Below are 13,421 nucleotides of genomic sequence, written 5' to 3'. Positions count from 1 at the left end.
TGCATTAAGTAATTGAATAGAATTAAAAAAACAATACTTTAAATAAGTATTGTTTTTTTGTTCGTATAGAAATTAAAACGATATAATAAAGAAGAAATATGGAATTGTATATAGTAGAAAAGTTAAGAGGTAGTTTGGTAAAGAGACTTATATATGTTAAAAGATATTATAATTAGGACATTTCAGAAAGAAGATTTAGATCAAGTATTACAAATGTTCTATGAGACAGTTCATACGGTTAATGCAAAAGATTATAATGATTTACAGCTACAGGTGTGGGCACCGGATCAACTAGATAGAGAAAGCTGGTTAAAGTCTTTAGAGAAGAATATTAGTTATGTAGCGGATCATAACGGTGTAATATTGGGATTTGGGGATTACAACGATGAGCATTACGTAGATCGTTTATTTACACATAAAGATCATCAAGGGAAAAGAGTCGCTTCATACATACTACAGAAGTTAGAAAAAGAAGCAGTGAAATTGGGGCATAGGGAGATATATACAGAGGCGAGCATTACCGCAAAACCTTTTTTTGAAAGTAAAGGTTTTATTTGCATAAAAGAACAAAAGAAACAGCATAATGGTCAGATATTTATTAATTATGTTATGAAAAAAATATCCTTCTCATAAATGAGAAGGATATTTTTCATTATTTTACAGCTTCTTTTAGTTCTTTACCAGCTTTGAAAGCAGGTACTTTAGAAGCTGCGATTTGCATTTCTTCACCAGTTTGTGGGTTACGGCCTGTACGAGCAGCTCTTTCGCGAACTTCGAATGTACCGAATCCGATAAGTTGTACTTTTTCACCAGCAGCTAAAGTGTTAGTGATTGATTCTACTACAGTTTGTACAACTACAGTAGCTTCTTTTTGAGAAATCTCAGCATTTTGTGCTACGTTTTTAATTAATTCTGTTTTGTTCATGTTTTTCACCTCATATGTAAATAATGCTATTTAAGTTGTTATTATAACGTATAAAACATTCGAGAACAAGTGTACGTACATATATTCGCAAAAAAAATGAAATTTGTAATATTTTTTTAGGGCACTTTATTGACATTCCATTTAAGCGGACAGAGATTTGTTCTTCATTTCAGTCTTCTCTTGATAAGAAGGTAGTTCCTTATTATAAGATATGGAGTAAGGTAGTGCTACAAATAACATACCTCCTACTAAATTTCCAAAGAAAACAAAAATAAAGTTTGGAAAATATTCAGCCCAAGTGAAATGACCGGCAAAAATCGCGGCTGGGATGACAAACATATTGGCTACAACGTGTTGAAATCCAATCGCAACAAAAGTCATAACCGGGAACCAAATGCCGATAATCTTTCCGATAAATTCTTTACTTCCCATACTGAGCCAAACAGCTAAACAAACGAGCCAGTTACATCCGATTGCAGAAATAAATGCTTGCAATGGTGTATCTTGTAGTTTCGCTTGAGCGATAGAAATAGTTTTCGCTAAAAAAGCTCCTTCAGTTAAGCCAACGATATGACCGAAAAAGTAGGCTACAAATACAGCCCCTATGAAATTGCTAAATGTAACAATAACTAAATTTCGTATGAAATAAAATAAAGTAATTTTCTTTTGAAGCCAGGCCATAGAAACTGTCATCATGTTACCAGTTACTAGTTCACCGCCTGCAAGAATAACGAGAATAAGACCAATAGGGAATACAGCAGCGCCTAGAAAACTAGAAAATGATCCCCAATATTTTGGCATTGTCCCAATAACATGAATATCGAGTAAATATCCTAATGCGATAAAAGCACCACCAAAAAAACCAAGAATTAGCATAGGGAGCAATGATAAATGAGCTTTTTTCCTTCCTGAATTCGCAGCAAGTTCCGTAATTTCTTCTGGTGTAAATACAGACATGAATAACCCCTCCGTAATAAAATGATGGAATGAATAGAGAAAATTTCAAAAATCTATGTATTATAAAAATATGTTATGACTTCTGTATAAAATTGTCAAAGTGAATAGGGAGGGAATTACATATTAAGAACATTATTCATGTTGTCACATTAATGTAACAATAAGGATTTAAAGTGTTTCTAGAGGTGAAAACATGAATACGAATCATGTAAAAAAAGAACGAAAAAAATCAATCATAAAGATATTTATTATTAGTTTTATAAGTATATTAATGATACCAGTAAGTTTGTATTATTATGCGACAGAAATAGAACGAAAACTAGTAACAGTTACATGGAATGAAATAGAAGATTCTGCAATTCCTAAAGAATTTAATAATAAAAAAATATTACAGTTTTCAGATGTACATTTAGGACCACAGTTTACACTGAAGCAACTTGAACATTTAGTGGAGAAGATGAATGAATTACATCCAGATATAGTAGTTTTTACCGGGGATTTAATAGATAAATTTGGGTCTTATAGTGCGGAAAAAGAAGAAGCGAAGGCTATTTTGCAGAAAATTTACGCTCCCTTAGGGAAATATGCTGTGTTTGGGAATCATGATAGGGGTGGGGGCGGTAGTTTATTTTACAAAGAATATATGGAGGAAGCTGGTTTTTCTGTATTAGTAAATGAAGTGCAGAAAATTAAAGTGGAAAACGGCAAATATATTACAATATCAGGTTTGGATGATTTTCTATTAGGGAAGCCGCAAATAGATTCAACTTTAAAAAACTTGAAACAAAATGATTTCAACATGTTATTAGTACATGAGCCGGATGTTGTAACCAAAATAAATCGTTACCCGGTTGATCTTCAACTGTCAGGACATAGTCACGGAGGACAAGTCCAAATTCCTTTTGTAGGTCCGTTAATTACTACCAAACTAGCTGAGAGCTATGTTGAAGGTATGTATGAAGTAGAGGGGAAGAGTAAGCCGTTATATTTATATGTAAATCGTGGCATTGGGACTACTAGGATGCCTGTTAGATTTTGGAGTGTACCTGAACTTTCAGTTTTTGTGTTGAAGCAAAATAGTGAATAGAATAGTAGGAGGACTTTTAGAGAAAGTTCTCTTTTTTTATTGATTAAACACTGAATATTATGTAAATTTTGTTTAAAGTGTTAAATAAAGAAAGGGGAATTTCTATGATAGAAACATGGCATAAAGAATTGGAAAGTTTATATAACCAAATAGTTTCATGGCGAAGAGATTTTCATCAATATCCAGAGCTATCGTTTCAAGAAATAGAAACGCCGAGAAAAATAGCTGAAACCTTAAAAAGTTTTCATATTGATGTGAAAACAAATATCGGGGGCAGAGGAGTAATCGGCGTAATTGAAGGTGGAAGACCTGGGAAGACGATAGCGCTACGTGCTGATTTCGATGCACTACCTATCCAAGATGAAAAGCAAGTTTCATATAAATCAAAGATTCCTGGTGTAATGCACGCTTGTGGGCATGATGGACATACAGCAACACTTTTAGGAGTTGCAAAAATATTAAGTGACCATAGAGATCAGCTTTCTGGAAAAATAGTTCTTATACATCAACATGCAGAAGAGAAAGAACCTGGTGGGGCAATTGCCATGATTGAGGATGGTTGTTTAGAGGGAGTAGATGTTGTATTTGGTACACATTTATCTTCTCAAATGCCATTAGGAATTGTTGGTGCAAGAGCTGGAGCAATGATGGCAGCAGCTGATTCTTTTGAAGTGAAGGTTCAAGGGCGAGGTGGTCATGGAGGTATGCCGCATCATACTGTAGATACTATTATCGTCGCAACGCAAGTTATTAATCAATTACAACTTTTAGTTAGTAGAAAAGTAGATCCGCTTCAATCTGCAGTATTAACAGTAGGCACATTTTATGCTGGTCAAGCAGATAATATTATTGCAGATACTGCTACATTTACAGGGACCATTCGAACGCTAGATCCTGAAGTGAGAGAATATATGGAGAAGGAATTTAAACGAGTTGTTGAAGGGATTTGTCAGTCTCTTCATGCTGAAGTTAATATTCAATATAAACGAGGCTATCCAATATTAATAAATCATGTAGATGAAACACGTCATTTTATGACGGTTGCGGAACGTGATCTTGGCAGAGAACGGGTCATGGAAGTACCACCTATTATGGGGGGAGAAGATTTTGCATACTACTTAGAACATGTTCCTGGAGCATTTTTCTTCACAGGTGCGGGGAATGAAGAAATAGGAGCGACATATCCACACCATCATCCTCAATTTGATTTTGATGAACAAGCGATGTTAATTGGTGGTAAATTACTTTTAAGTCTTGTGAATAGTTATGTAAGAGATGAAAAAGAATCTTTTCATCATGTAGAAGTGAAAAAGTAATTTACATAAATAAAAAACAACAACAATAGGCCCTATAACCTATTGTTGTTTTTTATTATTTTTGCAAGGAAAGACCATCAAAATATGTTCTATAGTTACTAGAGAATTCAAAGTTGTTTTTTGCATCCCAATTAATAGACCAAGACATTAGGCCGCGGAATGCAGGATAGCCACTCTGGTTAGAAAGTTTATACTTTCCTCCGAACGGAACGCCTTTAATGATATAATTTAAAGCTTTTTTCATTTCAGTTGGCGAAATGTATCCACCACTTGGAGCTGCCGCCGGTGCTGCTGGAAGCCCAATCATGACTTGATCTGAACGAAGAGCTGGGAAAATGTTATTTGGATTACCACCTACAGGAAAACCATGTAAGAGCATATCTGCCATAGCGACTTCGTAGTCTGCAGTACCTTGATTGTAGTTATTACCGTCCATTCCAATCCCGCTACCAGCATTGTAGTGTTGAACGTGAATGTATGTTAGTTTATCTTTCACTCCGTAAATAATCGGTAAATATGCACCCCAGATACTTCCGTATGCGCTATAACCGCCTTGAACATAAGCTGTTTCAGGAGCCATGCTTAATAGAAAATCTGGACCATAATGATCTGAGATTGTTCGAATAGCTGATATAAGATTTACGATTTGGGGAGTAGTTGGGTTTTTGAAATTAGTGTCATTTCCGTTTAAATAAATACCTGATTCAAGGTCAATATCTATTCCATCAAAACCGTATTTATCGATTAGAGATTGTATGGAATTAATAAAACGTTGCTTAGCGGCATTGTCAGGAAGTAAAACGACTCCATTTTGTCCACCTATTGAAAGAACTACTTTCTTTCCTTTACTTTTTAAATAAGAAATATCTGATTTGAAGTCTGCATCTGTACCATACACAGGAGAAAATTCAACAGTGGAACGATCACCACCAGTTTCACCAAAAGATACATTGATTACATCCCATTTTGGTGAAACGTCTTTTAATTTAATAATGCCAGTACCGTTATCAAAGTTATGCCAGTATCCAACGAGTAATTTTGAACCTAAATTGTTTGCTGCTTGTGCTTGGAAAGGGGATAGCGGTAGAAGTAAGAACATTACTAAAATACAACAAAAAAATTTGAACTTGTTTAACATATCAACACTCCTATACAAAAAGTTGTCTAGATGTATAATCTTGTTTATTTAATAATATCTGAAAGTTCTTTCTTTTGTAAGAGGACTATAATTTTCTCAACAATTGTGTATAGGAAAGTATTAAACCTAATGTAATAATTTTTGAAGGAGGTTGAATTGTAATTGTTAAATTCAGAATATTTTGATATATTTTAAAGTATAGGACAAAATCTTTCGCACAGTACTCTTACATAAATTTCAAAATTTAGTTTGGAAGGGGATGTACAAGATTTGGATAAAAATCTAAAGAAAGACCTCAAAATACGCCACATTACAATGATCTCAATTGGCGGCGTAATAGGGGCTGGTTTGTTTGTTGGAAGTGGTGCAGTTGTACATTCGGCAGGACCAGGTTCTATCGTTTCATATGCATTAGCAGGACTTCTAGTCATTTTCGTCATGAGAATGCTAGGAGAAATGGCAGCTGTTAATCCGACAAGTGGTTCATTTGCAACGTATGCAAGAGAAGCGATTGGTCCTTGGGCGGGTTATACAATAGGCTGGTTATACTGGTTTTTCTGGGTAATTGTTATTGCAATAGAAGCCACAGCAGGTGCTGGTATTATCCAATATTGGATTCCACAAATACCGCTTTGGTTATTAAGTTTAATATTAACAATTTTATTAACGCTGACGAACGTTTTTTCGGTAAAATCATTTGGAGAGTTTGAATATTGGTTTTCTTTTATTAAAGTAATAAGTATTGTTTTGTTCCTTTGTCTAGGTCTTGCTGTTATTTTAGGATTTGTTCCAGGAACAGAAGCACCCGGCACTTCGAATTTAATTGGACAAGGTGGATTTATGCCAAACGGTATAAGTTCGGTATTGCTTGGAATTACTGTCGTTATATTTTCATTTATGGGATCAGAGATTGTAGCAGTAGCAGCAGGTGAATCTGCAGAACCTGTAAAAGCAGTAAAAACAGCAACAAACAGTGTGATTTGGCGTATTCTTGTATTTTTTATTGGGTCTATAGCGGTAGTTGTTACACTACTGCCATGGAATTCAGCAAACATATTAAAAAGTCCATTTGTAGCTGTACTTGAACATATAGGAATACCAGCGGCAGCGCAAATTATGAATTTTATCGTTTTAACAGCTGTGCTTTCTTGCTTAAATTCAGGATTATATACAAATTCAAGAATGCTTTTTTCAATGGCAGAAAGAGGAGATGCTCCAAAGTCATTTTTAAAATTGAACAGTAGTGGTGTTCCTGTTCGGGCCGTTTTATTCGGAACGTTCTTCGCTTATATTGGAGTTGTGTTTAGTTACATTTCTCCAGATAAAGTCTTTTTGTTTTTAGTGAATGCATCTGGCGGGATTGCGCTACTAGTTTATCTCGTTATTGCAGTTTCGCATTTAAAGATGCGTAAAAAAATGGGGAAAGTAGAACAACAAAATTTGAAAGTGAAAATGTGGCTTTTTCCGTATGTAACGTATGTTACAATTGCTGCTATTATAGCAGTTTTAGTTGCAATGTTCGCAATTGATACTTTACGTTCACAAGCACTTTTAACAATGTTTGTTACAGTTCTTATAATACTTTCTTATTTTATTTTTAATAGAAATAAAAATAGCACAGTTTTGAATCCTAAAAGTAAGAATGAGGAATCTGTTCGATTCTAATTTTCTTATTTTCGAAGAGAGTTACACCCAATCATTGCTATAAAAGAATCATATATAATCATAGAAACAAGTAATTACTATTGTCATAGTGAATATAAACTTTTTTCTTGACTTTTTATACGAAGGCGAGCAAAATGGTAAAAAAGGAAGGGGGGATGATGATGGAAGAGTATGTATTAGAGCTGTATAACCTGTTATATACAACAGAATGGCAAGATATTGTTTCGTTTCTAGGAATCGTATTTTGCATGAAAATTGTAATTGTATATATGGAAGAGCAAGGTATGTTCTATTCCTTCTCATCTCCGTTCGATATGCAGCGCGAGCCGTTGCTAAACTATGCCAATGTGAATTACGAACAATTTCCTTTTGTAGTTTTCTTTATGATTCGATTTATTACAGCAATTGTAAGGAAAAAGGAAAGTGACGATGAAGAGTGCCACTCAACTTGTACTATAGTGAATGTTTTTTAAGCTAAATACAAGGAGGAGATTTATATGTGGTTTCGATTTCTTATGATTGGTTTCTTTTCATTAACAGCAATTTCTTTAATGGGATATCAAGTGTCTGAAATTTTTCAAGCATATAGCGATACATTTTTTAACAAAAACTAATCGCATTGCTATTTGAATAATAAAGCGATAAAATCCTTCTTAAGAAGTTTTATTAAGAAGGATTTTTTTCTTTGTCTTGTCTTGCTGTGTCAAACTATTGTCACATTTACACTGTGAATAGTATGTTAAAATAGTGAGGTTACGTATACATATTTGAAGGAAGAGGGAGTGACCATTTTGGTGGATCAATCAACAAATCAGAAAAGCTATGCTCCTATTGTGATAACGCTTTCTGTAATTGTAAATGCGATTATTTTATTTTTGTTCTTTGGACCTGTTGGCTATGAAGGAGAAGTACATTTTGATGTAACAATTTTACCAATGTTAAATGCGATTTTTAATAGCTTTACGTTCGTATTCTTATTAGCAGCTTTATACTCTATTATTAAAAAGAATGTGAAAATGCACCGTGGTTTTATCCTCGCAGCATTTACAACGACGTTGCTATTTTGTGTTTCTTATTTATCGTATCATTACTTGGCGCCAGCAACACATTTTGGCGGAGAAGGGTTTATTAAATATGTGTACTTCATTATTTTAATTACGCATATTATCCTGGCAGCAATTATTGTACCACTTGCATTGTTTGCACTTGTATTTGGTTTTACAAATCAATTAACACGTCATCGTAAAATTGTACGTTGGACGATGCCAATTTGGTTATATGTAAGTTTATCTGGTGTTATTGTTTACTTAATGATCTCACCTTATTATCAATAAAAGTCTCAGCCTTTAGGCTGGGGCTTTTTTGTTAAGCAAATCTTTTTGTGAAATGAAAAAAATATGGTATACAAAAGTATAGTTGCTTTTCATATAGAAGGGATGGTAAAGAAATATGCAAAATTTTGTATTTCGTAATCCAACGAAACTTATTTTCGGTAAAGATCAATTAGAACAGTTAAAAACTGAAATTCCACAGTTTGGTAAGAAGGTTCTTCTCGTATATGGAGGAGGCAGTATTAAAAGAAACGGTATTTATGATAATGTAATCTCTATTTTAAAGGATATTAATGCAGAAGTATTTGAATTGACGGGTGTTGAACCGAATCCTCGTGTATCAACTGTAAAGAAAGGGATTCAAATTTGTAAAGAGAATGGAGTCGAATTTATTTTAGCAGTTGGTGGAGGAAGTGTAATCGACTGTACGAAAGCGATTGCTGCTGGTAGCAAATATGATGGAGATGTATGGGATATTGTAACGAAAAAAGCATTTGCTAGTGAGGCATTACCATTTGGTACTGTACTTACTCTTGCAGCAACAGGATCTGAAATGAATGCAGGCTCGGTAATTACAAACTGGGAAACGAATGAAAAGTATGGATGGGGAAGCCCAGTTACATTCCCGCAGTTTTCAATTTTAGATCCAGTTCATACTGCATCTGTACCGAGAGATCAAACGATTTATGGTATGGTAGATATTATGTCACATGTATTAGAACAATATTTCCATCATGGAACGAATACAGAACTACAAGACCGTTATTGTGAATCTGTTTTAAGAACAGTCATTGAAACAGCACCTAAGCTTTTAAGTGATTTAGAAAATTATGAGCATAGGGAAACAATTTTATATTGCGGAACGATGGCGTTAAATGGCATTTTAGCGATGGGAGTAAGAGGTGACTGGGCAACTCATAATATTGAACATGCAGTTTCTGCTGTTCATGATATACCGCATGGAGGTGGCCTTGCGATTTTATTCCCGAACTGGATGAAACATGTTGTAGAGGAAAATGTAAGTCGTTTTAAACAGTTCGCTATTCGTGTATTTGATATAGAAACAGATGGCAAAACAGATAAAGAAGTGGCATTAGAAGGAATTGAGGCATTGCGTCAATTTTGGACTTCAATTGAGGCACCAGTAACATTGTCTGATTACGCTATTGGAGAAAGTGAAATTGATATAATGGCTAATAAAGCGATGGCGTATGGTGAATTTGGTAACTTTAAAAAATTAAATAAAGATGATGTTCTAAGTATATATAAAGCTTCTTTATAAGTGAATTTAGAAAAGAAACCTATTTGATTGTTTGATCGAATAGGTTTCTTTTTTGATGTTTATAAACGTTTGTGGATGTTTTTGATTATTTTTGATTGTTTATGGTTGATTTTTGTGACCGTTTTCATTATACTGTAATCAAAGAAGAGGTGAATAAAATGTTAACTCCTGAACGTCATCAAATGATATTACAACTTGTAAAAGAACAGAAAGTTGTAAAATTACAGCAATTAGTTGAAAGAACAGAAAGCTCTGAGTCGACAATTCGCCGTGATTTAGCACAATTGGAAAAGCAAAGGTTATTAAAAAGAGTTCATGGTGGTGCTGCTGTTTTAACAGGAAAAGGGAAAGAACCAACGATGGTTGAAAAATCATCCAAAAACATTCAAATAAAACAACAAATTGCTAATTATGCGGCTAGCGTTGTTGACCAAGGTGATTGTATTTATTTAGATGCAGGAAGTACAACATTTGAAATGATTCCATTTTTAATAAATAAAGATGTTACTGTCGTTACGAATGGACTTATGCATATTGAAGCTTTAGTTGAAAATAATATTCGTGCGTATTTACTAGGCGGAATGATGAAGAGTAGGACGAAAGCTTTAATCGGTGCTATGGCACAGGAAAGTATGCAGAAGTATCGTTTTGATAAATGTTTTTTAGGTGCAAATGGTGTACATGAACAGCTTGGCTTTACAACGCCAGATCCAGAAGAAGCGCTCTTAAAACAAATGGCATTAACATTAGCAAACGAAGGATATTTCTTAATTGATGAAAGTAAGTTTTCAGAAGTTGCATTTGCGAAAATTGCAAATGTTGAAGATGCAAATATTATTACAAACCATTTAGAAATTGATTTAGAAAAATATAAAAGACAAACCAATGTAATTGAGGCTGATAAAAAATGATCTATACAGTTACTTTAAACCCATCTATTGATTATGTAGTGCAAGTTTCTTCTTTTGATTTAGGAACAATAAATCGAGCGGAGAAAGATATGAAGTTTCCTGGAGGAAAAGGCATTAATGTTTCTCGTGTTCTTCAGCGTTTAGGTGTTAAAAATATAGCACTTGGATTTACTGGTGGATTTACTGGTCAATTTATTAAAGAGGTATTACAGACGGAAGGTGTAACAACAAACTTCGTCCAAGTAGATGAAGATACTCGCATTAATGTGAAAATAAAAGGGGAAGAAGAAACAGAATTAAATGGCCAAGGTCCTATTGTAACAAAAGAGCAGTTCGAACAGTTAATGAAAAAAATTGAGAGTATGCAACCTGGAGATTGTGTTGTACTTGCTGGGAGTGTACCAGTTTCTATTCCAAGTACCTTTTACGAATCAATTGCTGCGTTTGGAGCTGAAAAAGGTATTCGTGTAGTAGTAGATGCAAGTGGAAGTGCACTGCAACATGTAATTAAAAATAAGCCATTTTTAATTAAGCCAAACCACCATGAACTTGGTGAGTTGTTTGGAGTGGAGCTTTCAACAGTAGAGGACGTTTTACCTTATGGAAGAAAATTAATTAAACAAGGTGTAAAACACGTTATCGTATCGATGGCTGGAGAGGGAGCTTTATTATTTACGGCAGAAGGTATATATGAAGCGACTGTTCCAAAAGGTGTTGTAATTAATTCAGTTGGGGCCGGAGATTCTCTTGTTGCAGGGTTTGTAGGCAAATATGAACAGACAAAAGATATTGAAAAGGCATTTCAATACGGCGTTGCAACAGGGAGTGCAACAGCATTTTCAGCTGATTTATGTAAGAAGGAAAAAGTAGAAGAATTATTGTCGCAAGTAATTGTAGCTAAGCGATAGGGGGAAGCAACATATGAAAATTACAGAACTATTAAAAAGGGATACAGTCATTATGGATTTGACAGCTTCAAATAAAGAAGCTGTCATAGATGAATTAGTTGAGAAATTAAACGGGGCAAATCGTTTAAATAGTAAAATGGAATTTAAAGAAGCTATTTTAAAGCGGGAGTCCCAAAGTACGACGGGAATAGGGGAAGGTATTGCAATACCTCATGCGAAGACAAAGGCTGTTAAACAACCATCGATTTGTTTTGGTAGAAGTGTAAGCGGTATCAATTATGAGTCGCTTGACGGACAGCCAGCACACTTATTCTTTATGATTGCTGCAAGTGAAGGAGCGAATAATACTCATTTAGAAACGTTGTCTCGTTTATCGACATTATTAATGGATGAAGGGTTTCGCAAGCAACTATTAGAAGCGAAGGATGAAAGTGAGCTTCTTCAACTATTTGATGAAAAAGAGAATGAAAAAGAAGAAGAGATTGAAGTTGCAAAACCAGAAGGAGATGAACCGTACGTACTTGCTGTTACAGCTTGTCCAACTGGAATCGCTCACACATATATGGCAGCGGATAGCTTAAAAGCAAAAGCGACAGAGTTAGGAATAGCGATTAAAGTTGAAACAAATGGATCAACGGGTATTAAAAACGGTTTAACGAAAGAGGATATTGAACGTGCAACAGCTATTATTGTTGCGGCGGATAAACAAGTAGAAATGAATCGTTTTGCTGGTAAACATGTCATTCAAGTGCCAGTTGCTGATGGGATTCGAAAAACGGAAAATCTGCTTAAACGAGCTGTCAAACAAGATGCACCAATCTTTAAAGGTGTAAAAGAGGACGGGAAGTCAGAAAGTATTGAGGGAGAAAAGGGATTAGGAATTTATAAGCATTTAATGAGCGGTGTAAGTAATATGCTTCCATTCGTTGTTGGTGGCGGGATTTTAATAGCGCTAGCGTTTTCGTTTGGTGGTATAAAGGCGGAAGGTCCTTTAGCTGAATTGTTCATGTCAATTGGTGGAGGAAAAACAGGTGCGTTTTTATTCCTTGTACCAATTTTAGCTGGATTTATTGCAAGTTCTATTGCTGATCGTCCTGGTTTTATGCCTGGTGTTGTAGGTGGATTTTTAGCGGCGAATGCGAATGCGGGATTTTTAGGTGGATTAATTGCTGGTTTCTTAGCTGGATATGTTGTTTTAGGGTTGAAAAGATTATTTTCAGGACTACCAGTACAATTAGAAGGAATTAAACCTGTATTGTTATATCCAGTCTTTGGATTATTGATTACAGGAGTTGTAATGCAAAAAGTAGTAATTCCGCCTGTAGTAGCATTAAATGAAATGTTGACAGGGTGGTTAAATGGTTTAAACGGTACGAATGCTATATTACTAGGTCTTATTTTAGGTGGTATGATGGCAATTGATATGGGGGGTCCAATTAATAAAGCGGCATTTACGTTTGGTATTGCTGCAATAGAAGCGCAGAATTTTGGAGTGCACTCAGCAGTTATGGCTGGTGGTATGGTACCGCCACTTACGATTGCATTCGCAACTACATTCTTTAAATCAAAGTTTACAGAAGCGGAACGTAAGTCTGGTTTAACAAATTATATTATGGGAGCATCATTCATTACAGAAGGTGCGATTCCGTTTGCAGCTGCAGATCCGGTTCGAGTAATCGTAAGTTGTGTTGTTGGTTCAAGTATTGCAGGGGCGTTATCTATGTTATTCCAAATTACATTACCGGCACCGCATGGTGGATTATTTGTAATAGCGTTAGTAAATAAACCGTTACTATATATTTTCTCTATATTAATTGGAACAATTGTCTCGGCTATTATGCTAGGTGTTTGGAAAAAGAAAGTTCAATAACAAATGAAAATAGAGCAGTTTTTAGTAGCTG

13 protein-coding genes are annotated in these 13,421 nt (G+C 34.8%); 10 read left to right on the top strand and 3 right to left on the bottom strand.

Annotated features, from left to right (window positions below; translation table 11 throughout):
• The first annotated feature begins 153 nt into the window (after positions 1–153).
• Positions 154–633: a GNAT family N-acetyltransferase gene (locus tag AXW78_RS17660; protein ID WP_000910162.1), complete on the top strand. Its 480-nt coding sequence runs from the start codon at positions 154–156 to the stop codon at positions 631–633.
• A 19-nt stretch (positions 634–652) separates the two neighbouring features.
• Here the strand turns inward: AXW78_RS17660 and AXW78_RS17655 are convergent, their stop codons facing one another.
• Both AXW78_RS17655 and AXW78_RS17650 read right to left on the bottom strand, forming a co-directional pair.
• Complete coding sequence (locus AXW78_RS17655; RefSeq protein ID WP_001043904.1) at positions 653–925, bottom strand: HU family DNA-binding protein; 273 nt, start codon at positions 923–925, stop codon at positions 653–655.
• 141 nt (positions 926–1,066) lie between these two features.
• Positions 1,067–1,882 (bottom strand): formate/nitrite transporter family protein, encoded by an 816-nt coding sequence (locus tag AXW78_RS17650; protein WP_000110538.1) that lies wholly within the window; start codon positions 1,880–1,882, stop codon positions 1,067–1,069.
• 193 nt (positions 1,883–2,075) lie between these two features.
• Here AXW78_RS17650 and AXW78_RS17645 point away from each other — a divergent pair, with 193 nt between their 5' ends.
• Together AXW78_RS17645 and AXW78_RS17640 are read left to right on the top strand one after the other, a co-directional pair.
• The gene (locus tag AXW78_RS17645; protein WP_001095331.1) at positions 2,076–2,969 is read left to right on the top strand and encodes a metallophosphoesterase; all 894 of its coding nucleotides are present in this window, start codon (positions 2,076–2,078) and stop codon (positions 2,967–2,969) included.
• A gap of 104 nt (positions 2,970–3,073) precedes the next feature.
• The gene (locus tag AXW78_RS17640) at positions 3,074–4,285 is read left to right on the top strand and encodes a M20 metallopeptidase family protein (RefSeq protein WP_000573496.1); all 1,212 of its coding nucleotides are present in this window, start codon (positions 3,074–3,076) and stop codon (positions 4,283–4,285) included.
• Between the two features lie 55 nt (positions 4,286–4,340).
• On the opposite strand, the gene AXW78_RS17635 is transcribed toward AXW78_RS17640, so the two are convergent.
• Positions 4,341–5,423, bottom strand: a complete 1,083-nt coding sequence (locus tag AXW78_RS17635) for a chitinase (RefSeq protein WP_000932438.1) — start codon at positions 5,421–5,423, stop codon at positions 4,341–4,343.
• A gap of 270 nt (positions 5,424–5,693) precedes the next feature.
• On the opposite strand from AXW78_RS17635, the gene gabP reads away from it, so the two are divergent.
• The 7 genes from gabP (at position 5,694) to AXW78_RS17595 (ending at position 13,390) form a co-directional block, all read left to right on the top strand.
• Positions 5,694–7,088 carry a GABA permease gene (gene gabP / locus AXW78_RS17630; RefSeq protein ID WP_000360113.1) on the top strand — a complete coding sequence of 465 codons (1,395 nt, stop codon included), beginning with the start codon at positions 5,694–5,696 and terminating at the stop codon, positions 7,086–7,088.
• Between the two features lie 134 nt (positions 7,089–7,222).
• Positions 7,223–7,561 (top strand): hypothetical protein, encoded by a 339-nt coding sequence (locus AXW78_RS17625; protein WP_116777651.1) that lies wholly within the window; start codon positions 7,223–7,225, stop codon positions 7,559–7,561.
• A 318-nt stretch (positions 7,562–7,879) separates the two neighbouring features.
• Positions 7,880–8,422 (top strand): DUF420 domain-containing protein, encoded by a 543-nt coding sequence (locus AXW78_RS17615; protein WP_000228316.1) that lies wholly within the window; start codon positions 7,880–7,882, stop codon positions 8,420–8,422.
• A gap of 115 nt (positions 8,423–8,537) precedes the next feature.
• Positions 8,538–9,701 (top strand): iron-containing alcohol dehydrogenase, encoded by a 1,164-nt coding sequence (locus AXW78_RS17610; protein ID WP_001179069.1) that lies wholly within the window; start codon positions 8,538–8,540, stop codon positions 9,699–9,701.
• A gap of 158 nt (positions 9,702–9,859) precedes the next feature.
• Complete coding sequence (locus tag AXW78_RS17605) at positions 9,860–10,612, top strand: DeoR/GlpR family DNA-binding transcription regulator (RefSeq protein ID WP_000957273.1); 753 nt, start codon at positions 9,860–9,862, stop codon at positions 10,610–10,612.
• The gene (gene pfkB / locus AXW78_RS17600) at positions 10,609–11,520 is read left to right on the top strand and encodes a 1-phosphofructokinase (RefSeq protein ID WP_000640861.1); all 912 of its coding nucleotides are present in this window, start codon (positions 10,609–10,611) and stop codon (positions 11,518–11,520) included. The genes AXW78_RS17605 and pfkB overlap by 4 nt, the downstream gene beginning before the upstream one ends.
• A 13-nt stretch (positions 11,521–11,533) precedes the next feature.
• Positions 11,534–13,390, top strand: a complete 1,857-nt coding sequence (locus tag AXW78_RS17595) for a PTS fructose transporter subunit IIABC (RefSeq protein ID WP_000704594.1) — start codon at positions 11,534–11,536, stop codon at positions 13,388–13,390.
• Positions 13,391–13,421 lie beyond the last annotated feature (31 nt).

Source organism: Bacillus thuringiensis, from assembly GCF_001595725.1.
GTDB classification, from domain to species: Bacteria; Bacillota; Bacilli; order Bacillales; family Bacillaceae_G; genus Bacillus_A; species Bacillus_A thuringiensis_K.
This window is presented reverse-complemented; position numbering and strand designations above follow the sequence as displayed.

Bases quoted from the DNA above. Each gene is read 5' to 3' on its own strand.
- AXW78_RS17660 (WP_000910162.1), top strand. From the start codon at position 154: ATGTTAAAAGATATTATAATTAGGACATTTCAGAAAGAAGATTTAGAT.
- AXW78_RS17655 (WP_001043904.1), bottom strand. From the start codon at position 925: ATGAACAAAACAGAATTAATTAAAAACGTAGCACAAAATGCTGAGATT.
- AXW78_RS17650 (WP_000110538.1), bottom strand. From the start codon at position 1,882: ATGTCTGTATTTACACCAGAAGAAATTACGGAACTTGCTGCGAATTCA.
- AXW78_RS17645 (WP_001095331.1), top strand. From the start codon at position 2,076: ATGAATACGAATCATGTAAAAAAAGAACGAAAAAAATCAATCATAAAG.
- AXW78_RS17640 (WP_000573496.1), top strand. From the start codon at position 3,074: ATGATAGAAACATGGCATAAAGAATTGGAAAGTTTATATAACCAAATA.
- AXW78_RS17635 (WP_000932438.1), bottom strand. From the start codon at position 5,423: ATGTTAAACAAGTTCAAATTTTTTTGTTGTATTTTAGTAATGTTCTTA.
- AXW78_RS17625 (WP_116777651.1), top strand. From the start codon at position 7,223: ATGGTAAAAAAGGAAGGGGGGATGATGATGGAAGAGTATGTATTAGAG.
- AXW78_RS17610 (WP_001179069.1), top strand. From the start codon at position 8,538: ATGCAAAATTTTGTATTTCGTAATCCAACGAAACTTATTTTCGGTAAA.
- AXW78_RS17605 (WP_000957273.1), top strand. From the start codon at position 9,860: ATGTTAACTCCTGAACGTCATCAAATGATATTACAACTTGTAAAAGAA.
- pfkB (WP_000640861.1), top strand. From the start codon at position 10,609: ATGATCTATACAGTTACTTTAAACCCATCTATTGATTATGTAGTGCAA.
- AXW78_RS17595 (WP_000704594.1), top strand. From the start codon at position 11,534: ATGAAAATTACAGAACTATTAAAAAGGGATACAGTCATTATGGATTTG.